Raw genomic sequence first — 22970 nt, 5'->3', positions numbered from 1 at the left:
GGGTGGGCAAAGGCGCATTTGCGCCGTGCCCACCATCTCTCGCGATCGAAAAAAAGCCGCGGGCACGCTTCGCTTTGCCCACCCTACGACACTGTCGTCCGCGCGAAAGCCGGGACCACACCAAAAGGTACCGCGAGTTCTACGCCTCGCGCACGACCGTCTTCAGATAATTGTACGCCTTGATGATCTCGATCAGACGATCTTCGGTCGAGCGGTCGCCGCCATTGGCGTCAGGGTGGTGCTGCTTCACCAGCGCCTTGTACTTGGTCTTGACGTCGGCAAGCGTGGCGCTGGGGCCGAGGCCCATGACCTGGAGCGCCTTGCGCTCGGCGTTCATCACCTTGCGCGTCTCGGCCTTGGGCGCAGCTTCCGGGCCCTTGCGCCAGCTGGCGCGGCCGTTGATCTCGCTGAACATGCTGAAAGGATCGGCCGCCATATCGATCTCTTCCGCGCCCTTCTTGCCGCCATTGGCGCCCATCTTCCAGGTCGGGCGGTGACCGGTCAGCGCATCCTTCTGATAGCGCGCGACGGCTTCGGCATTCATGCCGGAAAAGAAATTGTAGTTCTGGTTGTACTCGCGCACGTGGTCGAGACAGAAGTGCCAGTATTCGCGCTGGTTCTCGCGGCCCTTCGGCGCGCGATGCGAGCCCTTGTTGGCGCAGCCCGCCCATTCGCAATTGACCGCGGTGTCGCGCGGCTTCACTTCCGGCTGCTTGCCCCGCGGCTTCACGCGGATGGAGTCGAAGAATTTTGATGAATCGATCGGCATGGCTGACTATGACTACGCAATGCAAAAACCTTCAAGTCTTGACATTGCAATTCGCTAAGCACCCGGTCGCGACGAGCTTGGACGTCCGGGTATTGACGGGATGCGAGCGCGCACCTTAATGGCACACATGGCTATGAAAGACACTATCAGCAACAAGTTGCAGGAAGCTTTCACGCCGGAAAGCCTGCGGGTCGTCGACGAGTCACATTTGCATGAGGGCCATTCCGGCCACCGGCCGGGCGGCGAGACACACTTCCGTGTGTATATCGTGTCTGCCGCCTTCAAAGGGAAGAGCCGGGTCGACCGTCATCGCATGATAAATTCGGCGCTCGCCGCGGAACTCTCAGGCAGCGTGCACGCGCTGGCGATCAATGCGCAGGCGCCGGGGGAAGGTTGAATTCTCTTACCCTCCAGGGGAGGGTAAGCAAAAAATCAAAACGACGTCCCGGCCCGTCTCGGCTTGGCCTCTTCCAGCTCGGCCTCGCGCGTCACCGGTGAAATACGGAGCGCGGTGATGCGGTTGCGTTCGCGGCGGAGGACGCGGAAGCGGAAGCCGTGGAAGGTGAAGCTCTGGCCGCGGTCGGGGATCGAGCGCGCCTCGTGAATGACGAGGCCTGCGACCGTGGTTGCCTCTTCATCGGGCAGATGCCAGTCCATGGCGCGGTTGAGATCGCGGATCGGCACCGAGCCGTCGACCACGACGGAGCCGTCCGGCTGACGGCGCACGCCGGCGACGACGACGTCATGCTCGTCGGAGATGTCGCCGACGATCTCCTCCAGAATGTCTTCGAGCGTCACCAGGCCCTCGACCTCGCCATACTCGTCGACGACGAGCGCGAAATGGGTCTTGCGGCGGCGGAACGCCTTGAGCTGCTGGGATATCGGCCGCATCTCCGGCACGAACCAGGGCGGCAGCATGATGGTGGTGACGTCGATGCGCGAGGTGTCGCCTTCCGATGCGCGGATCGCGCGCAACAGATCCTTGGCGTGCAGAATGCCGATGATGTTCTCCGACTTGTCCCGCCACAGCGGAATGCGGGTGTATTCGGTGGCCAGCACCTCCCGCACCAGCTCCTCCGGCGGCAGGTCGGCGTTGATCATCACCATGGCCGTGCGGTGGACCATCACGTCAGACACCGTCAGCTCGCCGAGACGGAAGACGTTGTGAATGTACTCGGCCTCGCCGCTCTCGATCTTGCCGTGCACGGCCGATTCCTCGACCAGGCCCTCGATCTCCGAATCCGTCAGGATTTCGTGTTGCGAGAACTCCTGCACCCCCATCAGACGGAGGATCGCGCTCGACGCCGTGTTGAGGCACCAGCTCAGCGGGTAGAACAGGAGGTAGGAAAAATGCAACGGATAGGCAATCCACTGCGACACTGGCATCGGCTCCCTGATCGCAAGCGTCTTCGGCACCTGCTCGCCGATGACGATGTGCAGCGAAGAGAAGACCAGAAAACCCGCCACGAACGAGGTGAAGTGCAGCGTGGCCTCCGACATTCCGAGCGGGCTGAGGACGGGGCTCAGCAGCGCAGACACCGTCGGCTCACCGATCCAGCCGAGACCGAGCGAGGCCATGGTGATGCCGAGCTGGCAGCAGGCGAGATAGGATTCGATGTTCCCCATCATCGTCTGCAGCAGGCGCGCGCCGAAGCGGTTCTGCTCGACCATGGCCTTGACGCGGAAGCCGCGGCTCTTCACCAGCGCAAATTCCGCCGCCACGTAAAACGCGTTGGCGGCGAGCAGGAGGGCCGCAAGCAGCAGATTGATCGAGATCGAACTCATGTTTGCCTCGCGACCGCCCCGGCGTTCCCCGCCGTTTCGCGGGCGGCCGATCTGAACGGTCCCGTTATCACTGCGCGAGCTTCTCTTTCAGGAAGTCGCGCACCGGCGCCGGCTCGACGTCCTTTGCGATCACCGCGCGGCCCACGGCCTCCAGTAGGATGAAGGTGAGCTTGCCGCGCTTGACCTTCTTGTCCTGCGCCATCAGCGCCATCAGCGCGTCGGCATCGGCGAGCCCTTCCTGCGCAAAGCCGGCGATGTCCTGCAGGCGCGTCGGCAGGCCTGCCTCGATCAGGTGGCGCTCGATGCGCGCCGCCTCACGCTCGCCGATCATGCCGAGCTTCGCGGAGAACTGCGCTGCCAGCGTCATGCCGATGGCGACGCCCTCGCCGTGGAACAGGCGGTCGGAGAAGCCGGTCACAGCCTCCAGCGCGTGGCCGAAGGTGTGGCCGAGATTGAGCAGCGCGCGCTCGCCGGTCTCGCGCTCGTCGCGCGCGACGATTGCGGCCTTGGCCCGGCAGGAGGTCGCGATCGCATGCTCGCGGGCCGATCCGCCCCTCGAGATGTCGGCATGGTTCTTCTCCAGCCAGCTGAAGAAGGCCTCGTCGCCCAGCACGCCGTATTTGGCGACCTCGGCATAGCCGGCCCGGAACTGGCGCGGCGACAGCGTGTCGAGCACGGCGGTGTCGGCGATGACGAGCACCGGCTGGTGGAAGGCCCCGAGCAGATTCTTGCCCTGCGGCGAGTTGATGCCGGTCTTGCCGCCGACGCTGGAATCGACCTGCGCGAGAAGCGAGGTCGGCACCTGCACGAAATCGACGCCGCGGCGCAGGATCGCCGCGGCAAAGCCGGCGAGATCGCCGACCACGCCGCCGCCGAGCGCGATGACGAGATCGTTGCGCTCGATCTTCGCTGCGATCAGGGCCTCGCTGACCTTTTCGAGCCCGGCATAGGTTTTCGAGATCTCGCCTTCCTCGACGACGATGCGCGAGGTCGGAATACCGCTGGCTGCGAGCGACGCCTCAGTGGGCTCGAGCCAGTATTTCGCGACGGTGCGGTCGGTCACGATGGCCGTGCGCACCCCGGGACGCAGAGCGGCGACACGCTCGCCGAGCGAGGCCAGCACGCCGCGGCCGATGACGATGTCATAGGCGCGGTCACCGAGTGCGACGTCGACCTTGATGGGATCGGAATGTTTCAACGGCGCAGTCATCTTGACGCACTCGCAATGTCGGCAGGCGGTTGGGCTGGCTCTCCGCCGCAGAGGCGGGCGTGCAGCGCCTCGATGCATTCCTCGACGATTCTGTCGTGCGGCACGTCGCGCGAGGCGATGGTGAGGTCGGCATTGGCATAGATCGGCTCGCGCTGGGCGAGAAGGCGCGTCACGGTTCCTTCGGGATCGGCGGTCTGAAGCAGCGGACGGTCGGCACGGCGCCGCACGCGGCGCATGATGACGTCATGGTCCGCCCTCAGCCAGATCGAGATGGCCTTCGCCGCGATGCGTGCGCGCGTCTCCTCGCGCATGAAAGCGCCGCCACCGGTCGCCAGCACGATCGGCCCGCCCTCGAGCAGCCGCGCGATCACACGGGCCTCGCCGTCGCGGAAATAGGGCTCGCCATGGGCCGCAAAGATCTCCGGGATGGTCATGCCGGCATGGGCCACCTCGATTTCGGTGTCGGCATCGATGAAGGGCAGCCTGAGCCGGGCCGCGAGGCGGCGGCCGATGGTGGATTTGCCCACCCCCATCATGCCGACGAGCACGATCGAGCGCGCCCCGAGCGCCGACAGGATGTCGGCCTCGGGCGAAGCAGGAAGCGGCAACGCGGCGTCGGACATCGTCTCGCTCGACTGGATCTCGCTCGAACTGCCGCCAGATGCGGCATGGCTTTGGCCACCTATACGACCCCATGGGGGCCCTCGCCAGAGGACTCTTGCCACGAAACGGCGAACATGTTGGATGATTTCATTGGTTAATTTGGCTGCCGCGCCCCGACCCGAGACTCCAGAACGATGCCGAGCCTGTTCCGCTTCCTGACGGTCGTCGCCGTGATCGCCGGCATCGTCTATGGCGTGGTCTTCGCACTGGCGAACTTCGTCAACCCGAAGCCGCGGGAAATGACGGTGACGATCCCGCCGGACAAGTTTCTCAAGAAATAGGAGCTAGCCTCCCGGGCATGCCCGCCAAACCCTCAGACACCAGGCTCATCGGCCTGTTCCTCGACATGCTCGCCGCGGAACAGGGCGCCGGCCCCAACACGCTCGATGCCTACCGCCGCGACCTCAGCGATTTCTCGGAATTTCTGGGCCGCGTCGGCCATACATTCGTGGATGCCGAGACCCAGACGCTGCGCGACTATCTCGTCGATCTCGACACCCGCGGCTTCAAATCCACCAGTGTGGCCCGCCGGCTGTCCGCGATGCGGCACCTCTACCGTTTCCTGCTGAACGAGCGCATCCGCGGTGACGATCCCGCCGCGATCCTGTCAGGTCCGAAGCGCGGCCGCGGCCTGCCGAAAGTGTTGTCGATCGCCGACGTCGACCGCATGCTCCGCCGCGCCAGGGAATTGAGCGAGGCGGAAGATGCCTCGCCGTCGAAACGGCTGCGTGCCTTGCGGCTCTATTGCCTGCTCGAGGTGCTCTACGCCACGGGCCTGCGCGTCTCCGAGCTGGTGGCGCTGCCGCGCTCGGCGGCCAAGCGCGACGCCCGCATGATCGTGGTGCGCGGCAAGGGCAACAAGGAACGGCTGGTACCGCTCAACGACGCCTCGCGGCAGGCGATGGCGGACTATCTCGCCGCCACGGAAGCGGCAAAGGCCGACAGGAAGAACAGCGTGGCCGCGTCGAAATGGCTGTTCCCCTCGTTCGGCGAGAGCGGACATCTGACGCGCCAGCATTTTGCCCGCGACCTCAAGGAGCTCGCGGTTGCGTCCGGCTTGCAGGCCCGCCTGGTCTCCCCGCACGTGCTGCGCCACGCCTTTGCCAGCCATCTGCTGCACAACGGCGCGGACCTGCGCATCGTGCAGACCCTGCTCGGTCACACCGACATCTCGACCACCCAGATCTATACCCATGTGGTCGAGGAGCGGCTGAAGAGCTTGGTGCGCGACCTGCACCCGCTGGCGGAGAAGTAGTTGCTGCTGGTAGCCCGGATGGAGCGACGCGTAATCCGGGGCCGCCTCCTCGCGGCCAGACCTTCCCGGATTGCGCTGCGCTCCATCCGGGCTACGGGTAAAGGGTGAAACCGCCTTGACTTCGGCCACATCTCCGCGGAAAGAGCCGGGGCCTCACGGCTGATTTGGCCGACTGCACCAGCACACAAGCCAAACCATTGAAGACGCTACACTTCTTTCCGCCGCCCCAACTTGCTTCGCTTCTCGCGCCCCGTCCCCCTATATTGAGTTGATGCTAGACCAGATGCGCAGCTATCTCGACTTCGAAAAGCCCGTCGCCGAGCTCGACTCCAAGGTCGACGAATTGCGCGCGCTCGCCGCCACCGGCACCGACATCAGCGACGAGGTCGGGCGGATCGAGGACAAGGCGGCGCAGGCGCTGGCCGACCTCTATGCGAACCTGACGCCGTGGCAGAAGACGCTTGTGGCGCGGCATCCGCAGCGGCCGCATTTCAACGACTTCATCAAGGGCCTGATCACCGAATTCACCCCGCTCGCCGGCGACCGCAAGTTCGGCGAGGACGAGGCGCTGGTCGCCGGCTTCGGCCGCTTCCGCGGTGAGCCGATCTGCGTGATGGGCCAGGAAAAGGGCGATTCCACCGAGAGCCGCATCCGGCACAATTTCGGCATGGCGCGGCCGGAAGGGTATCGCAAATGCGTGCGGCTGATGGAGATGGCCGAGCGGTTCGGCCTGCCGGTGCTGTCGCTCGCCGATTCGGCCGGCGCCTATCCCGGCATCGGCGCCGAGGAGCGCGGCCAGGCGGAAGCCATCGCGCGCTCGACCGATGCGTGCCTGGCGCTGACCGTGCCCAACGTCGCGATCATCACCGGCGAGGGCATGTCGGGCGGCGCCATCGCCATCACCACGGCCAACAAGGTCCTGATGCTCGAGCACGCGATCTACAGCGTGATCTCGCCGGAGGCGGCGTCCTCGATCCTCTGGCGCGACGGCACCAAGGCGCAGGAAGCCGCCAACAACATGAAGATCACCGCCCAGGATATGCTCCGCTTCGGCGTGATCGACGCCATCCTGAAGGAGCCGGTCGGCGGCGCCCACCGCGACCCCGCCGCCATGATCGCCACCACGGGCGAGGCCATCGCCAAGGCGTTCGACGAGCTCCGGAACTTTGATGGGGATGCCATCCGCAAGCAGCGGCGGCAGAAATTCCTCGATATCGGCCGCAAACTGGGCTGATTCGCCTCGATTCCGCTGTCGTAGGGTGGGCAAAGCGAAGCGTGCCCACCAATCCCGGCTGTACGAACGGCTCGTGGGCACGGCGCTTCGCGCCTTTGCCCACCCTACCAGGCCTTTCGAGCAGCCCCCGGTAACCCCGCCTTAACCCTTTTTTTGCCCAAATCGGCGATCTGAGTCCCCTCGGCCCGAAAGCCCAAGTTCCGTCCCAAGTCGCGTCCATTTAGTCTTCGTTGACCATGCCACTGGGCCAACGCCCTCGTGATCCCCGCTCGGGTTGCGACCACATGACCCAGAGGTTAGAATTTTAATCAATGGCTTCAGGGCATAAGCGCTGGAGCGGGGTCTGACCGGGCCCGTCTCGGCGGGTCGGTTTACCGGTCGGATTGCGCTTCGGAATAATTGGGGTTCGCGCTTCAATGCCCGGCACGGTGTGGGGTCCATCTTGATTTCTCGTTCGCTTGCTCGCGCGCTCTTGGTTTCGGTTGCGCTGATGACGGCCGGCGGTCTGCTCGCCGGCTGCAACACCGATCAGGTCTCGCTTGCGACCAACGCCAAGGCCAATCAGCCGGTGCCGCCGAAGCTGATCGCCGCGATGGCCGAGAAGGACATGGACCTGCAATCGCCGATCCTGGTCCGCCTGTTCAAGCAGGAGGCCGAGCTCGAGGTCTGGAAGCAGACCCGCTCGGGCCAGTTCGCGCTGCTCAAGACCTATCCGATCTGCCGCTGGTCGGGCGATCTCGGCCCCAAGGTGCGCGAAGGCGACCGCCAGGCGCCGGAGGGATTCTACTCGATCAATCCGAGCCAGATGAATCCGCAATCGTCCTATTACCTCTCGTTCAACACCGGCTACCCGAACGCGTTCGACAAGGCGCTGGGCCGCACCGGCTCGCAGCTGATGGTGCACGGCGACTGTTCGTCGCGCGGCTGCTACGCGATGACGGACGAGCAGATCGCGGAGATCTATTCGCTCGGCCGCGAGTCCTTCTTCGGCGGCCAGAAGGCGTTCCAGTTGCAGGCCTATCCGTTCAAGATGACGCCGGTGAACATGGCCAGGCACCGGAATAATCCGAACATGCCGTTCTGGAAGATGATCAAGGAAGGCTATGATCATTTCGAGGTGACGCGGCAGGAGCCGAAGGTCGATTTCTGCGAGAAGAGATACGTGTTCGACGCCGCCAAGCCGGCGGACGCCAAGCGCGATCTGGTGTTCGACGCCTCTGCCAAATGTCCGGCCTATGTGATCCCCGAAGAGATCGCCAGCGCGGTCCGCGAGAAGCAGGCCAAGGACGAAACCGAATACGCAAGGCTCGTCGCCAAGGGCACGCCGGTGGCGCGGATGAACACCGGCATCGACGGCGGCATGCACAAGGTGTTCGCTGCCAAGATTCCAGAAGGCTCGACCGGCCTGTCCGAGAGCGCCGAAGGCACCACGCTGCAGATGCTGGCCATGGCGAAGGCGCCGGGCACGATCCCCGGCCACGTCAACCCGCCCAAGCCGAACCTCGATGCGGTGGCAAGTGCGCCGGCGCCGCGGGAAGAGCCGGTGGTCGCCGTCAGCGCCCCTGCCGCGAGCACCCGCGTTGCCGCGGCGGCGCCCGCTGCGAAGTCTGAAAGCGGCGGCTTCTTCTCCAATCTCGGCCGCAAGATGGGGCTCGGCACCGCCGATACCACCGCGACCGCGACGCCTGCGCCGCAAGCCACCGCGTCCGTGGCCCCGGCCGCCCAGACGTCCACGACACCGGCCACGGCCGCGTCGCGACTCAAGGCCGCCGTGACCCGCTTCGTGCCGGGACATGACAAGTCCAAGGATTCAGTCAAGGAGGCGGCGAAGGATACGCCGAAGCCGGCCGTCGCAGCCGCCAAGCCGGCCGAGCCGCCGAAGCCCGACACCCGCCTCGCCGCGACGCGTCCGGCGCTGAAGCCATCGGTGAGCGACGGCGCGGGCGATAGCACCCCGATCATATCAGGCGCCGCGCCGGTGGTGCAGTCGAACTCGTTCGACAGCCGCTTCTCGGCGGTGAAGTAGGCTAGCGCCCGAGCGCGCAATTATCGCTCTTTCCTCCGCACCGCACGGTAGGGACTGTGAATCGTGAACGCGTCGGGCACTATGCCGCTTTCGATCCGCTTCCATGTCACCTGTGCAGCAATGGGAAAGTTCTCGCGTGCCCGCGGCGAGAAGGTGCCGATCGCGGTGGTACCGCGGCCGTTGCGCAAATAGTCGAGAAAAATGCGGCCGCTGCGCCTGGCCTGGGCCGCGAGGACGTAGCGGTCCGGCCGACGCAATGCGAAATCGGCCACGAGACTGCGCGCCACGCGATGCGCCTGATCGTGCAGCATTGCCACCTCAAGCGGCGCCGTCAGATGAATGCCCTGGCCACCGGTCAGCTTGGGCCAAGTCGCAAACCCCTCACGGCTCATTAGCGCGCGAAGTTCCAGGGCGGTCTCGATCACAGCATCCCATTCGACGCCCTCGCCGGGATCAAGGTCGATTACGATGCGATCGGCGTGCTCGAAATCCTCAACAGTCGAATTCCAGGGATGCAATTCGACTGCGCCGATCTCGACGAGTCCCAGGAAACCGTCAAGGCTGTCCACCCAAAGCCGTGTGCCTTCGCCGCCTTCGCGCTTTCGGATGCGTAGCTGGTGCACCGCTTGTGGAATGTCCTTCGGCAGCGGCCCCTTGTGATAGAACGTCGTGCCGTGCACGTGCCGCACCAGCTTGAGCGGTCGATGTCCTAGATGCAGCAGCGCCTTCTTCCAGACGCGCTTCCAGTAACGCGCGAGCTCTTCCTTGGACGGCACGATCGCATCGGGCAGCAGCTGCAGGATATTCTCTTTGGGAACGCCGAGCTTCGGCCGTCTGACCGATGAAGGCACCAACCGGGGCGCCCTGACCTTCCGCGGCGCAAGATCGTCGCGCAGGCCCTTGAATACGGCTTCACGCAGCAGGCCATCGTCGGTCAGGGCGCCATATTCCACCTCGGCATTCACCACGGGCTCAACCCACGTAGCCTTGGGCTTCTTTACCGGCAGATCGAGCGGAGAATCGCGCCGGATCAGTGGGTCAAGCCGTTCACGCAATTCACGCGCGGTCGCCTCGGTGTATCCGGTGCGGACCTTGCCGGCATAAAGCAGGCGCCCATCCTCGTGATGCCCGACGTAAAGCGAAGCCACCTTGCGCGGGTACGCGCCCAGCTTTTCGACGAATGCGACGATCGGAAACGTCTCGCTCTTCTTGCATTTCAGCTTGAGCCAGGCTTCCTGCCGTCCGGAGCGATAAGGTGCGTCCGCGCGCTTGGCGAGCAGCCCTTCGAGGCCAAGCCTGCAAGCATGGCGAAGGATTTGCTCGCCGTCGGCTTCGACGTGCTCGACGTAGATGAAAGTCTCGGGCGCTTCTTTCAGGAGCCGCTGCAGCAGCTGCTTGCGCTCGACAAAGTCGACGCCGCGCAAATCGTATCCGTCAAGATACAATAGATCGAACGCGTGATAGCGAATGCGGCGGCTCTGCTTGGCGCCGAGCTCGCGCCGCAGCTGCTGGAAGTCCGGCCGGCCATTACTGCCGTAGACAACGGCCTCGCCATCAATGATCGCACTCCCGGCTCTGAGCTTTCGCGCGCCGGCTGCAATTGACGAGAACTGCTCGGTCCAATCGTATCCGGCGCGCGAATAGACCGTCGCCGCGCCCGCCTGCAGGTGAAGTTGCGCGCGATAGCCGTCCGCTTTTATCTCGAACACCCAGCCGCTGCCTTGCGGCGGGTTCTCGCGTAGCGTGGGATCGCATGGCACGATGTATGATGGAATCGGAATCTTCCGCGCGCCGGCTAGGCGCGATAGTCCCGACTGACGCAACGCAACGGCACACATGCGGGATTCAACGCGGCCCGACAGATTCGTTCCGATCTGAAATAAAATCGATGGAATGCCGCGAAGCTCTTGAACGACCCGAATATTTCGCAGTGCGAGGCGCGCCGCGCGCTAAGGCGCCAGATACCGCATCAGCTCCGGATTGCCTTTCACCTCGCCCGCCTCGCCTTGCAGTGCAACGCGGCCGCGGTCGAGCACGTAGGCGTAATCGGCGACGCGCAACGCCAAATCGAGGTGCTGCTCGACGATGATGACGGCGATGGTCTTGGCGAGCTCGATCAGGCGCTCAGTGATCTCCTCGATCACGCCGATCCAGACGCCTTCCGTCGGCTCGTCCAGCAGCAGCAGTTTCGGATCGCCCAGCATGGCGCGACCGATCGCGAGCATCTTGCGCTCGCCGCCGGAGAGCGTTCCGGCGGGCTGGTCGAGGCGCTGGCCGAGCTTCGGGAAGATGGTCAGCACGCGGTCGACGGCTGAGGCATCCTTCTTCGCCAGCGAGCCGACCGCGAGATTGTCGCGCACTGACAGGCGCGCGAACACCGAATGCTCCTGCGGCACGTAGCCGATGCCGGCGCGCACGCGCTCCTGGGTGGCGCGGCGGCTGATGTCGCGGCCGTCGAACGCGACCTCGCCCTTCCAGGCCGGCAGCTCGCCGACGATAGTCTTCATCAGCGTGGTCTTGCCGGCGCCGTTGCGGCCGAGCACGGCAACGCCTCCGCGCCAGGGAATGCCGAGGCTGACGTCGAACAGGACCTGGCTGCGGCCATAGCCCGTGTTGAGATGCTTGATGTCCAAAAATTCAGGCACGGCGCAGATAGATCTCCTGGACGGATGTGTTGGCCTGGATCTCCGACACCGTGCCTGACGCCAGCACCTTGCCCTGGTCGAGCACGGTGAGGCGATCGCAGATGTCGCGAATGAAATCGAGGTCGTGCTCGACGATGACCAGCGAACAATGCTGTTTGATCGGCTGCAGCAGCTCGCCCGTGACGCGGCGCTCTTCCAGACTCATGCCGCCGGTGGGCTCGTCGAGCAGCAGCAGCTTCGGCTTGCCGGCCAGCGCCATCGCGATCTCCAGCCATTGCTGCTGGCCGTGCGACAGCGCGGCGGCCGCATCGAAGGCGCGGTCGGCGAGGCGAAACTGCGTCAGCATGGACATGACCTGATCGTGCAACGCACCGCGGGTGCGCGAGAACACGAGGTCGAACAGCGAGCACTGCGCCTGCAGCGCGAGCAGGATGTTGTCGTAGAGCGTCAGCGACGGCAGCACAGATGTAATCTGGAATTTCAGGCTCATTCCGGCGCGGGCGCGCTCGGTCGGCGTGAACGCGGTGATGTCGGTGTTGACGAACGAGACCCTGCCTTGCGTCGGCACCTCGGCCCCGGCGATGCACTTCATGAGCGTGCTCTTGCCCGAGCCGTTCGGCCCGATCAGGCCGTGAAACTCGTTCTCGCCGACCGTGAGCGCTGCGCCGTCGAGCGCGGTTAGCTTGCCGAAGACCTTCTTGACGCCGACCGCTTCAAGGAGCATTGCGCGGCTCCTTTTGCTTGGCGCCAAAGCTGCCGACCCGCTCGCGTTCGCCGAGGACAAAACTGATCAGGCCGAGCGGCCGGAACAGGATCACGAGCAGGAGCAGCAGGCCGAGGATGATCGGCCAGATGTCGCGGTAATTGTCCGAGAGCCAGAAGCTGACGCCCTCGACGATGACAGCGCCGATGACGGCGCCGATCAGCGTGCCGGAGCCGCCGAACAGCACGTAGAGCACGACCTGGGTCGAAACCACGACGCCGACCATGTTGGGCCAGACAAAACCCTCATGGAAGGCATAGAGACTGCCGGCCAGGCCTGCGACGGCGCCCCCGACGGTGAAGATGATCGCTTTGAGATGCTGCGCCTTGTAGCCGAAGAAGGCGATGCGTTGCTCGTTCTCGCGCAGGCCTGCGAGCGCCAGACCGAATTGCGAACGCACCAGAAAACGGCAGAGCAAATAGACCACGACGAGGATGCCGAGCACGAGATAATAGAAGGCGGGCCCTTCGGTGAAATCATAGCTGCCGAGCGACATCGGTGCGATCGAGGGAATACCGTTCTGGCCGCCGAGATAATACCAGCCGCGCGCGAGCCGATCGGCGGCGTAGGAGCCGGTCAGCGTGCCGAGCGAGACGAAGATCACGCTGGAGGGATGCCGTCCCAGCAGCAGGAAGCCGCCGAGCAGCAGCGCGAAGGTGAGGCCGATCAGCGTGCCTGCCGGCAACACCAGGAAGATGTTGGTGATGTCGAGGTCGCGCGCGAGCAGGGCGACGCCGTAACCGGCCAAGCCGAAGAACAGCGCCTGGCCGAAGCTCATGATGCCGGCATAGCCCCAGACCAGGTCGAAGGACAGCGCAAACAGCGCGAGGATGATCACGCGCGTCGCGAAGACCGTGAGATAGTCCTGCAGCACCAGCGGCGCGAGTAGCGCCGCGAGGAGCACGAGGCCCTCGATGACAGGCAGGATTTTTCGTCTTGCCTTGACCTCGTCATTGGCCCGTTTCGCCGCTGCGCCGTCAGCCATCGCACCGTCCACTTCGTCGTCCGCGTCGGCGACGATGGCCTCTCTTACCACACTCATCGACTTCAGCATTCCGAGTTCAACCTCGTCAGAGGCAGCCGTGTCAATCACGGCGGGGTTCACCTCTCCCCAAGAGGGGAGAGGCGAAGAATCAGCATTCCTTGGGATCGACGAGGCCGTTGCTGCGCCCGACGATCTCGTAGTTTCCGCTCTTGGCGACGGCGGTGTACATCTTCATCTTGCAGTGCCGCTTGCCCGGCACCATCTCGGCGGGTCCGCCCGGACCTTCGGCGATCTTGGCATGGTCGAGCGCGGCGGCCACGGACTCGCGGTCGATCTTGCCGGCTTCCTTGACTGCGGCTTCCCACAGCTTGAGGCCGCGATAGGTGCCTGTGGCAGCGCTGCCGGCGGCGAACAGGAAGTTGCCCGGGAAATCCTTTTCATAGGCCGCCTGGATCTTGGCGTCGAACGGGTTCTCCTTGGTCAGCACCTTGAAATAGTCGAGGCAGCTGGCGAGGCCTTCGATCTCGGCGGCCTGGTTGATGTTGAGCGTGTTCTCGTCGTAGTAGACGCAGGCCAGGCGCCCGCCGTTCTTGAGGAAGCCTGCTTCATAGAGCTGCTTGAAGAACGGGCCGACGCCGGGCGGGATGACGGTGTTGAAGACGACGTCGACCTTGTTGGAGATGATGCGGTTGACGGTTGCGGAGAAGTCGACCTGGTCGAGCGGGTAGTACTCCTCGAACACGACCTCGCCACCATTCGATTCGATCACCTTGCGGGCGTAGACGTTGAGCGTGTGCGGCCAGACGTAGTTGGCGCTGGGCAGCGCGAACTTCTTGCCGCCGTTCTTGATCAGCCAGGGAATGAACTCGTCGCATTGCTGCGCCGGCGTCGGGCCGGTGCAGAACAGGTACGGCGTGCACTCCTTGCCCTCGTAGAGCTGCGGATAGATGTAGAGCGTCTTGCCGCGCGAAACGATCGGGTCCTTGATCGCGTTGCGCATCGAGGAGGTGATGCCGCCGAGCACCATATCGACCTTGTCGCGCTGGATCAGCTTGCGAACGTTTCCGACGGCGACGGATTCGTTGGACGCGGTGTCCTCGATATAGAGCTCGAGCGGACGGCCGAGCAGGCCGCCGGCCGCGTTGATCTCCTTGATCACCATTTTCGCGACGTTGGCGTCGGCGTTGCCGGCATAGGCGATCGGGCCGGTGAGGTCGGTGGCGATGCCGACCTTGATCGGCGCCTCGGCCGCATTGGCCCAGGGCGCCGGAATCACCCAGCTGCCGACGCCGGTTGCGACCGCGCCGGATGCAAAGGCGAAATTGGACAGGAAACGACGTCGCGTGAGCTGAGTACGATCGAGCATGTGATTAAACCCCTTTTCCAGCGATGAGACCTTGCGGACGGAATTTGATGAAGACGATGGCGAGCACGAAGACGAGCACGTCGGCGACGACGGGTGCCATTACCCAGGGCAGCGCCGCGCTCAGCGTGCCGATGACGCCGGCGCCCGCGACCGGGCCGATGAAGGAGCCGACCCCGCCGACCATGACCGCGACAAAGCCCTGGATCAGGAAGCGCAGGCCGAGATCGGCAAACAGGCTGAACACCGGCACGATCAGGGCGCCGGCTAGGCCGGCCAGCGCCGCACCGAAGGCAAAGGTGGCGCCGTAGATCAGCGGCGTAGAAATGCCCGACGCGCGCGCCAGCGACGGGTTCTCCAGGGTCGCCCGCACGCGCAGGCCGAAGCTGGTGCGCGACAGCAAGAGATAGCAGAGGCCCATCACCAGCAGCGTGATGACGATGATGGTGAAGCGCCACGCCGAGATGTGCATGGCGCCGATATCGATGGAGCCGCCGATCGGCTCCGGCACGGTGAGGTAGAAGCCGCCGATCAGCCCGCGAACGGCTTCGCGGATGATCAGTCCGAGCGCATAGGTGCCGAGCATGGCAACGATCGGCGCGGCGTAGAATCGCCGGATGATCAGCGCCTCCAGCACGAAGCCGAGCGCGCCGACGACGAAAGGCGCTGCAACCATGCCCGCCCAGATCGGCAGGCCCTTGGCATAAGCGAGATAGGTGATGTAGGCGCCGAGCAGGACGAACTCGCCCTGCGCGAAGTTGAAGATGCCCATCATGCTGGCGATGATCCCGAGCCCCAGCACGATCAGGACGATGATCGCGCCGAAGCTCAGGATCTCGAACGCCGCGACGAACGCGTTAGCCATGCGTTGCGTTTCCGCCGAGTTGAAGCAAAGGTTTCCTCACATCTTCTTCCAGTCGCCGATCTGCTCGAAGGCATGGGCGGCGCGGTAGATCGTGGATTCCTCGAACATGCGGCCGACCAGCATCAGGCCGACGGGCAGGCCGTCGACCATGCCGCAGGGCAGCGACATCGCCGGATGGTGGGTGATGTCGAACGGCGCGGTGTTGGAGATCATCTCGAGCGCGCGGGCGACATATTCCTCGCGGCTGGCATTGGGCTCCGGCAGCTTGGTCGCCTTCATCGGCGTCGTCGGCATCAGGAGCAGGTCGTAATCCCCAAACGCCTTGTCGTAGGCCGCGGTCAGCCGGCGCGAGATGTTGAGGGCCTTGCCGTAGAAGCGAGGGCCGAAATTGTTGTTGATGTAGGTGCCGAGCATCATGAACAGCTTCGTGGTCTCGGACAGCGAATCGGCCTGCCGACGCCAGCCGCGATGGAAATCCATCAGCGAGGTCGAATAGAGATCGCCGCGGCTGAGGCCGTAGCCGTCGCCGAACATCATGGTCTGGGTCAGGCCTTCCGTGCCGATCGGCGTCCAGATCGCCCCGCCCATCAGGTGCATCGGGATCGAGACGGTCTCGACCGTGGCGCCGAGATCCCTAAAGCGCTTTGCGGCCTCGCGCACGCTTTCATTCACCGCAGACTCGGCGGTCGGCTGTTCGAAACCCTCCTTGACGATGCCGATCTTCATGCCCTTGACGCCCTGGCCTAGCGCCTTGGTGTACTCCTCGACCTTCGGAGCCTTGATGCGCGGATCGTAGCCGTCGTCCCCGGCGAGCACCTCGAGCAGCAGCGCATTGTCTTCGACCGTTGCCGTCATCGGACCGGTGTGATCGACATAGATCTCGATCGGCATGATGCCGGTGTAGGGGACGAGGCCCCAGGTCGGCTTCATGCCGTAGATGCCGCAGAACGACGACGGCATGCGGATCGAGCCGCCCTGGTCGCCGCCAATGGCCATGTCGACCTCGCCGAGCGCGACCACGACGCCCGATCCCGACGACGAGCCGCCGGCCGAGTAGCCCATCTTGTGCGGATTATGCACCGGCCCGTAGGAGCCGGTGTGGCTGCCGCCGGACAGGCAGAAATGCTCGCAATGCACCTTGCCCTTGATCTCGGCGCCGGCATCCAGCATGCGCGTGACGATGGTGGCGTCGAAATCGGGCACATAGCCTTCCAAGGTCGACGAGCCGTTGGTCATGGGCACGCCGGCCAGCATGATGTTGTCCTTCAGCGCGATGGTCTTGCCCTTGAGCTTGCCGCTAGCGGCGCCCTTCACTGTCGACTTGCGATACCAGGCATTGCGCGGGTTCTCCTCCGCCGAGGGCCGATAGCCCGGCGTGCGCGGATATTTCACTTCGGGCAATTCGTCCGGCATCGCGGCAACGAGATTGTAGGCTTCGATCGAGCCCTGCATGAGACCGCGGAACGAGGCGACGTCGTCATCGGTGAGCGAAAGACCGCATTGCTCGGCGACACTGCGAAGTTGGGCTGGCGTGGGAAGGGCAACTGTCACGGCGCTCTCCTTGAAGTTCTTTGCAACGTTGGGCGTGGCCGCCCCGGCGCGACGCACGCACCCGCGGCCTCGCCGAAACATTCAAAACGGAAATATTTTCCTTTTCAAGTATTATTTTGCAAATGCGCCGGCCGGTCTAGCCGCGAGGCGGTCAGAGCGGCTTGATCAGCTTGAAATCGAGACCGTCGGCCTCGGCGAGATGCATCGGCATCCGCACGTGCCCGTTGCAGACGGTAACCCGACCGCGGGCGCCGCTGTAGACGATGTTGCGGCCGGCCGCGAGCAGCGGCCGCATCGCCAGCGAACCAGCCTTGTTCGCAACGGCTTCGAGGAAGCGCAGGCCTTCGTAACTCGATTGCCCCACCGAGCCGATCGGCGGCGCATTCGGCCCGAACATCGCGTGATAACGGCTCTGGAAGTCGTCATTGGCGCGCGCGCCGGTGCCGGTGAAGTAGCCGGAAGCGCAGAACATGTTCTCGCTGTTGTCGGCGCCGATGCCGAGTAGCACGGTATCGTCCATCGCGCCCGCGAGCCGCAGCGTCGTGGCGCCTAGCCCACATTCGCCGAAGGCCCGGTTGAAGGTGATGCTGTCGGTACCGATCAGCGAGATCAACACGACATCGGGCTTGGCGGCGCGGATCCGCGCCAGATGCGGCCCGTGATTGTCTTCGCCGAGCGGGACGAACTCTTCGCCGACGACGCGGCCGCCGGTTTCCTTGATGTAGTTCTTCACCGCGCGATGCGATTGCCAGGGCCAAACGTAGTCGCTGCCGATCAGGTACCAGCGTTTGGCCTTCTTGACGTCCGCGAGCCAATGGATGGCGGGGCGGCTCTGCCAGCGCGGCGTCTCGCCGATCGCCATCACGCCGGGCGTGCGCTCGCCGCCCTCGTAGACCGGCGTGTAGATATAGGGAATGCGGTGGCGTGTGGTGACGTCGCGGAGGCCCACGCGAACCGCGCTGGTGTGCAATCCGACGATCAGATCGACCTCGTCGAATGCGATTGCCTGCTCGGCGCGGTCCAGAACCTCATCCAGCGGCCCGCCGGCATCGTAGATCGACAGCTCGAGCTCGCGGCCGAGAATGCCGCCGCGCTTGTTGATCTCGGCGACGGCAAGCTGCGCGCTGTTCGTGGCACACGGGCCCCACACGCCAGGCGAGCCGGTGCAGCAGATGAAGCCGCCGACGCGCAGCTTGTTGACGCCGCGGCGCTTGAACAAGGCGTCACCGTGCGGCGACAAGGCACCGCCAGCTGCCGAAGACGACAGATTCCTGAACAGCAAGGACGGCGGTAACGCCGAGCCGCCGTGAGCCGGGAAGTTCACCGTCGCGCGCACGCCAACTCCTGTCTGAGGCCAGACCTGAAAGCACATTGAGCAGGCGGCCGCGGCTTCCGCCCTTTTGTTGGGCAATGATCTTATTTTGAAAATATTGAATATTCAAGAATTGAAGTGCATATAGATGCAGCATCGATTGCAAGACATTCACTCATTTGGGTCAAGGCGAAGTCTCAGCCGTGGCAAAACCGCCGAAACAAAATTCCCCAATCACCGAACACCTCGCTTACCTGCTCGCGCAAGCCAACCGGGAAATCAACCGGCAGCTCGAACTGAGGTTGAGCAAGGAGGGCGTGCCGGTCGAGCAATGGCGCATCCTGAAAGTGCTGTCGGACGGCGAGGGCCATTCGATGGGCGAGCTCGCGGACGCCGTGCTGCTCAACCATCCGACGCTCACGAAGATGATCGACCGCATGGTCTCCGACACGCTGGTCTACCGCGTGCAGGACCCGAACGACCGCCGCAAGGTGCTGATGTTCATCTCCGACCGCGGCAAGGTGCTGTGCAAGAAGCTCAACTCGCTCGCGGTCGACCAGGAGGAGCACATCCTGGAGAGCTACGGCGACAAGTCGACGAGCGAGCTCAAGCGGCTGCTGGAGAGCTTGATCGACAGCTCGAATTAGACCTCGTGAAGTGGAGCGTGGCGCCTTGCGAAGCGCACACACACATCTGCCGTTTCAATGCATAGCCAGAGGAAAGCACTCGCGCATCATCGCCAGCACGAGAGGCGATAGCGTTGGCCATTCCATGTCGTCCAGCCCACGGCCTTGTTGCTGACCGGCTTGGCTAGATACCATTTGTTGCCGTCGGCATGGTTGAAGTACACGCCGCCCTGGGTTCCGGTGCGTGGATTTGTCAACTTCACCCATCGCGAGCCATTATCTGAGAAGCGGCCTGACCAGCGTGCTCCCGAAGTGCTGGTGCAAGTGTTGCCGTTGCAGGTTGTCTGACTGTCATCGACGGCGGCCCATTTCATCCGGGCCGGGCGGCCGTCGATGTTGCACGACCATGTTCCGCCCCACCATCCGCCCACTTGGCTCGCAGGGGCGGAACCGCAGGCGTAAAAACTCAGGGCAAGGACACAAAAGGCGGTTGGCAGCGCGCGTTTGGACATTGTCTGGCTCCCAATTTTCAGGCCACGTCTCGTGATTCAATCAAACCACGGATTGAGCTCTGTAGCGGTGATCCAGATCACAATGAGCAGTGGTAAAAAATTGGATGGTCTACCCGAGGGCGTTCGCCGAGACTCGATGCCGCGCTTTGACCATTGGCTCTCCGGGTGAAGAGTTCTTCAGCGACGCAGCCGCGCGAGCGAGTGGCCGCCGGCCATCTGCAGAAGCAGCAGCACTCCGGAGTGATCACAGGAACAGGCGCTGAGGCGGGTTGCCAGATGACTGAAGCGTGCTCAGCCGCGCGTGACGGATAAAGGACCGTCTGACAATTGTGCGCCAGCCATCCTCAATGGCGTGCGCCTACCATTCGTTATGCAACGGAAGACCAGCAGGCATCATATGGATCGAAAGCATTCGACGCCTGGCGAACTCGTGGGCCAAGACAACACCGCGAGTTCGCTGGGTTTTGAGGTCATCGATCAAGCATACCGCCCGTGGCAGTGCTTGTACTTCTTGCCACTACCGCACGGGCAGTCCTCGTTGCGGCCGACCTTGCCCCAGCTCGTCGGGTTCTTCGGGTCGCGCAACGCCGCGTCGGTGGATTGGGCGCCGAGGGTGACGCTGGCGAGAGCCATCTCGTCCTCGCCGGTGTTCGGATCGAACTTGTGCGCCTCCATCGGCGGCAGGACGGGGGCCTCCTGCTCCGGCGGGACGATCTCGACGCGCATCAGCTGCGCCGTGACGGCCTCGCGCAAGTGAGCGCTCATCTCCTGGAAGAGATTGAAGGCTTCGGTCTTGTACTCCTGCAACGGATCGCGCTGGCCGTAGCCGCGCAGACCGATGACCTGGCGCAGATGGTCGAGCATGATCAGGTGCTCGCGCCAGAGATGGTCGAGCGTCTGCAAGAGGATGGTCTTCTCGACGTAACGCATCACGTCGGGACCCCATTGCGCGACCTTGGCCGCCATGTGTTCGTCGGCCTTGGTCTCGATGCGAGTCAGCAGCTCCTCGTCGGCGATGCCCTCTTCCTTGGCCCATTCGTCGACCGGCAGGTCGAGATCGAGCACGCGCTTCAATTCGTCCTTGAGCCCGGCGACGTCCCACTGCTCGGCATAGGCATGCTCGGGCACGTGCTTGGCGACGAGGTCGTCGATGAAGGCGTGGCGCATGTCGGCGACGGTCTCGGCGACGCTCTCGTCCTTCATCAGCTCGACGCGCTGGTCGAAGATCACCTTGCGCTGGTCGTTCTGGACGTTGTCGAACTTGAGCAGGTTCTTGCGGATGTCGAAGTTGCGCGCCTCGACCTTCTGCTGCGCCTTCTCCAGCGCCTTGTTGATCCAGGGATGGATGATGGCCTCGCCCTCTTGCAGGCCGAGACGCTGCAGCATGCTGTCGAGACGGTCCGAGCCGAAGATGCGCATCAGGTCGTCTTCCAGCGACAGGAAGAACTTCGAGCGGCCGGGATCGCCCTGACGGCCGGAACGGCCGCGCAGCTGGTTGTCGATGCGGCGGGACTCGTGGCGCTCGGAGCCGATGATGTAGAGGCCGCCGGGCTTCTTCACGGTCTTGGCAGGCTTGCTTCCCTTGGCCGGCTCGACCTCGACGGTCTCCTCGGCCTTCAGCACGATGTCGCGGAAGTGCTCGATATCGGCCTTGATCTGCTCGATCTTCTTGGCCTTCTCGGCCTCGTCGGTGATATCAGCAGTCTCCTGCTGGATGCGCATCTCCAGCGAGCCGCCGAGCTTGATGTCGGTGCCGCGGCCGGCCATGTTAGTGGCGATCGTGATCGCGCCCGGCACGCCGGCTTCGGCGACGATGTAGGCTTCCTGCTCGTGGAAGCGCGCGTTCAGCACCGCGAACAGTTTCGCCGGCTTGCCGGCGCGGGCGGCGGCATAGAGCTTGTCGAGCGCGCCCTCCTTGCCGAAATCGATCTGCTTGTAGCCGTTCTTCTTGAGGAATTCGGCGAGCACCTCCGACTTCTCGATCGAGGCGGTACCGACCAGCACCGGCTGCAGGCGCGCATTGGCGCGCTCGATCTCGGCGAGGATGGCCTGATATTTTTCCTTCTGGGTCCGATAGACCTCGTCGTCCTCGTCGAGGCGCGCGATCGACAGATTGGTCGGGATCTCCACGACCTCGAGCTTGTAGATGTCGAACAATTCGTCCGCTTCGGTCGCGGCGGTGCCGGTCATGCCCGCCAGCTTCTCGTACATGCGGAAGTAGTTCTGGAAGGTGATCGAGGCCAGCGTCTGGTTCTCGGGCTGGACCTGGACGTGCTCCTTGGCCTCCAGCGCCTGATGCAGGCCTTCCGAATAGCGGCGGCCCGGCATCATGCGGCCGGTGAACTCGTCGATGATGACGACTTCGCCGTCGCGGACGATGTAGTCCTTGTCGCGCGTGAACAGCGTGTGAGCGCGCAGGGCCTGGTTGATGTGGTGCACGACGGAGACGTTCTCGACGTCGTAGAGCGACTCGCCCTTGAGCTGGCCGGCATCGCGCAGCAGCGTCTCGATCTTCTCCATGCCGCCTTCGGTCAGCGTCACCGTGCGCTGCTTCTCGTCGACCTCGTAGTCGGTCTTGTCGAGCCTCGGCAGGAAGCCGTCGATGGTGTTGTAGAAGTCGGAGCGGTCGTCGAGCGGGCCGGAGATGATCAGCGGCGTGCGCGCTTCGTCGATCAGAATGGAGTCGACCTCGTCGACGATGGCGAAGAAGTGCGGCCGCTGGACCATGTCCTCGAGCCGGTACTTCATGTTGTCGCGGAGATAGTCGAAGCCGTATTCGTTGTTGGTGCCGTAGGTGATGTCGCAGGCATAGGCCGCCTTGCGCTCGGCATCGTCGAGACCGTGCACGATCACGCCGGTGGTCATGCCGAGGAAGCCGTAGATCTGGCCCATCCAGCCGGAGTCGCGGCGGGCGAGGTAGTCGTTGACCGTGACGACGTGGACGCCTTTGCCGGCGAGCGCGTTCAGATACACCGCAAGCGTCGCGACCAGCGTCTTGCCTTCGCCGGTCTTCATCTCGGCGATGTCGCCCTCGTGCAGCACCATGCCGCCGATCAGCTGGACGTCGAAATGGCGCTGGCCGAGCGTGCGCTTGGCGGCCTCGCGCACGGTGGCGAAGGCCGGGACGAGGAGATCGTCCAGCGTCTTGCCGTTCGCGAGCTGCTGCTTGAATTCCGCGGTGCGGGCCTTGAGCGCCTCGTCGGAGAGCTTCGAGACCTCGGGCTCCAGCGCATTGATCGCGTTGACGCGGGACTGATATCCCTTCACCCGCCGGTCGTTGGCGGAGCCGAAAAACTTGCGGGCGAGCGCGCCGATCATGCCAGGTTCCTGTGTTCGCGATTCAACCGCGTTGGGCCTAAGAAGTTGTCACCCGCCCGCCTATCAACTCACCGTGACGCTTCGCGGC

21 protein-coding genes are annotated in these 22970 nt (G+C 64.2%); 6 read left to right on the top strand and 15 right to left on the bottom strand.

Features of this window, described 5'->3' with window-relative positions:
• Positions 1–139 precede the first annotated feature (139 nt).
• Positions 140–769, bottom strand: a complete 630-nt coding sequence (locus ACTEK7_RS26795) for a J domain-containing protein (RefSeq protein WP_225148469.1) — start codon at positions 767–769, stop codon at positions 140–142.
• 127 nt (positions 770–896) lie between these two features.
• On the opposite strand from ACTEK7_RS26795, the gene ACTEK7_RS26790 reads away from it, so the two are divergent.
• On the top strand, positions 897–1166 hold the full coding sequence (locus tag ACTEK7_RS26790) for a BolA family protein (RefSeq protein WP_225148470.1): 270 nt from the start codon (positions 897–899) through the stop codon (positions 1164–1166).
• Positions 1167–1201: 35 nt separating this feature from the next.
• Here ACTEK7_RS26790 and ACTEK7_RS26785 read toward each other — a convergent pair whose 3' ends face one another.
• The 3 genes from ACTEK7_RS26785 to ACTEK7_RS26775 form a co-directional block, all read right to left on the bottom strand.
• Complete coding sequence (locus tag ACTEK7_RS26785) at positions 1202–2554, bottom strand: hemolysin family protein (RefSeq protein WP_036014704.1); 1353 nt, start codon at positions 2552–2554, stop codon at positions 1202–1204.
• A 67-nt stretch (positions 2555–2621) separates the two neighbouring features.
• Positions 2622–3764, bottom strand: coding sequence for a 3-dehydroquinate synthase (gene aroB, locus ACTEK7_RS26780; protein ID WP_036014703.1), 1143 nt, complete (start codon positions 3762–3764; stop codon positions 2622–2624).
• The gene (locus ACTEK7_RS26775; RefSeq protein ID WP_036042618.1) at positions 3761–4387 is read right to left on the bottom strand and encodes a shikimate kinase; all 627 of its coding nucleotides are present in this window, start codon (positions 4385–4387) and stop codon (positions 3761–3763) included. The genes aroB and ACTEK7_RS26775 overlap by 4 nt, the downstream gene beginning before the upstream one ends.
• A 174-nt stretch (positions 4388–4561) precedes the next feature.
• Between ACTEK7_RS26775 and ACTEK7_RS26770 the strand changes: the two genes are divergently transcribed.
• The 4 genes from ACTEK7_RS26770 (at position 4562) to ACTEK7_RS26755 (ending at position 8942) form a co-directional block, all read left to right on the top strand.
• On the top strand, positions 4562–4708 hold the full coding sequence (locus ACTEK7_RS26770; protein WP_035669499.1) for a hypothetical protein: 147 nt from the start codon (positions 4562–4564) through the stop codon (positions 4706–4708).
• Positions 4709–4725: 17 nt separating this feature from the next.
• Positions 4726–5682, top strand: coding sequence for a site-specific tyrosine recombinase XerD (xerD, locus tag ACTEK7_RS26765; RefSeq protein WP_225113633.1), 957 nt, complete (start codon positions 4726–4728; stop codon positions 5680–5682).
• A 271-nt stretch (positions 5683–5953) separates the two neighbouring features.
• Positions 5954–6916 (top strand): acetyl-CoA carboxylase carboxyltransferase subunit alpha, encoded by a 963-nt coding sequence (locus ACTEK7_RS26760; RefSeq protein WP_036014693.1) that lies wholly within the window; start codon positions 5954–5956, stop codon positions 6914–6916.
• 490 nt (positions 6917–7406) lie between these two features.
• Entirely contained in the window at positions 7407–8942 is a 1536-nt protein-coding gene (locus ACTEK7_RS26755) for a L,D-transpeptidase family protein (RefSeq protein WP_225148471.1), read from the top strand.
• Between the two features lie 20 nt (positions 8943–8962).
• Here the strand turns inward: ACTEK7_RS26755 and ligD are convergent, their stop codons facing one another.
• The 9 genes from ligD to ACTEK7_RS26710 all read right to left on the bottom strand — a co-directional run bounded on the left by ligD (position 8963) and on the right by ACTEK7_RS26710 (position 18592).
• The gene (gene ligD / locus ACTEK7_RS26750; RefSeq protein ID WP_225148472.1) at positions 8963–10780 is read right to left on the bottom strand and encodes a DNA ligase D; all 1818 of its coding nucleotides are present in this window, start codon (positions 10778–10780) and stop codon (positions 8963–8965) included.
• A 111-nt stretch (positions 10781–10891) separates the two neighbouring features.
• Positions 10892–11587 (bottom strand): branched-chain amino acid ABC transporter ATP-binding protein, encoded by a 696-nt coding sequence (locus ACTEK7_RS26745; RefSeq protein ID WP_225148473.1) that lies wholly within the window; start codon positions 11585–11587, stop codon positions 10892–10894.
• The gene (locus tag ACTEK7_RS26740) at positions 11580–12311 is read right to left on the bottom strand and encodes an ABC transporter ATP-binding protein (RefSeq protein WP_225148474.1); all 732 of its coding nucleotides are present in this window, start codon (positions 12309–12311) and stop codon (positions 11580–11582) included. Before ACTEK7_RS26740 ends, ACTEK7_RS26745 begins: the two co-directional genes overlap by 8 nt.
• Positions 12301–13404 (bottom strand): branched-chain amino acid ABC transporter permease, encoded by a 1104-nt coding sequence (locus ACTEK7_RS26735; protein ID WP_225148526.1) that lies wholly within the window; start codon positions 13402–13404, stop codon positions 12301–12303. Before ACTEK7_RS26735 ends, ACTEK7_RS26740 begins: the two co-directional genes overlap by 11 nt.
• A 79-nt stretch (positions 13405–13483) precedes the next feature.
• Positions 13484–14701 (bottom strand): substrate-binding protein, encoded by a 1218-nt coding sequence (locus ACTEK7_RS26730; RefSeq protein WP_036026233.1) that lies wholly within the window; start codon positions 14699–14701, stop codon positions 13484–13486.
• Positions 14702–14705: 4 nt separating this feature from the next.
• Positions 14706–15563, bottom strand: a complete 858-nt coding sequence (locus ACTEK7_RS26725; protein WP_025032673.1) for a branched-chain amino acid ABC transporter permease — start codon at positions 15561–15563, stop codon at positions 14706–14708.
• A 36-nt stretch (positions 15564–15599) separates the two neighbouring features.
• The gene (locus tag ACTEK7_RS26720; protein ID WP_036014727.1) at positions 15600–17114 is read right to left on the bottom strand and encodes an amidase; all 1515 of its coding nucleotides are present in this window, start codon (positions 17112–17114) and stop codon (positions 15600–15602) included.
• Positions 17115–17265: 151 nt separating this feature from the next.
• Complete coding sequence (locus ACTEK7_RS26715; RefSeq protein ID WP_036026234.1) at positions 17266–18450, bottom strand: substrate-binding domain-containing protein; 1185 nt, start codon at positions 18448–18450, stop codon at positions 17266–17268.
• A complete protein-coding gene (locus tag ACTEK7_RS26710; RefSeq protein ID WP_162131185.1) occupies positions 18338–18592 on the bottom strand; it encodes a hypothetical protein in 255 nt (84 codons plus the stop codon). Before ACTEK7_RS26710 ends, ACTEK7_RS26715 begins: the two co-directional genes overlap by 113 nt.
• A gap of 37 nt (positions 18593–18629) precedes the next feature.
• Here ACTEK7_RS26710 and ACTEK7_RS26705 point away from each other — a divergent pair, with 37 nt between their 5' ends.
• Positions 18630–19073: a MarR family winged helix-turn-helix transcriptional regulator gene (locus ACTEK7_RS26705; RefSeq protein ID WP_025032676.1), complete on the top strand. Its 444-nt coding sequence runs from the start codon at positions 18630–18632 to the stop codon at positions 19071–19073.
• Positions 19074–19159: 86 nt separating this feature from the next.
• Here ACTEK7_RS26705 and ACTEK7_RS26700 read toward each other — a convergent pair whose 3' ends face one another.
• On the bottom strand, positions 19160–19564 hold the full coding sequence (locus tag ACTEK7_RS26700; RefSeq protein WP_074448072.1) for a DUF6006 family protein: 405 nt from the start codon (positions 19562–19564) through the stop codon (positions 19160–19162).
• Positions 19565–20041: 477 nt separating this feature from the next.
• Complete coding sequence (secA, locus tag ACTEK7_RS26695; RefSeq protein WP_109141738.1) at positions 20042–22882, bottom strand: preprotein translocase subunit SecA; 2841 nt, start codon at positions 22880–22882, stop codon at positions 20042–20044.
• Between the last annotated feature and the right edge of the window lie 88 nt (positions 22883–22970).

The organism is Bradyrhizobium sp. JHI2711 (assembly GCF_056156565.1).
Note: the sequence above shows the minus strand (reverse complement) of the source record. Positions and strands in the feature narration are given on the sequence as shown.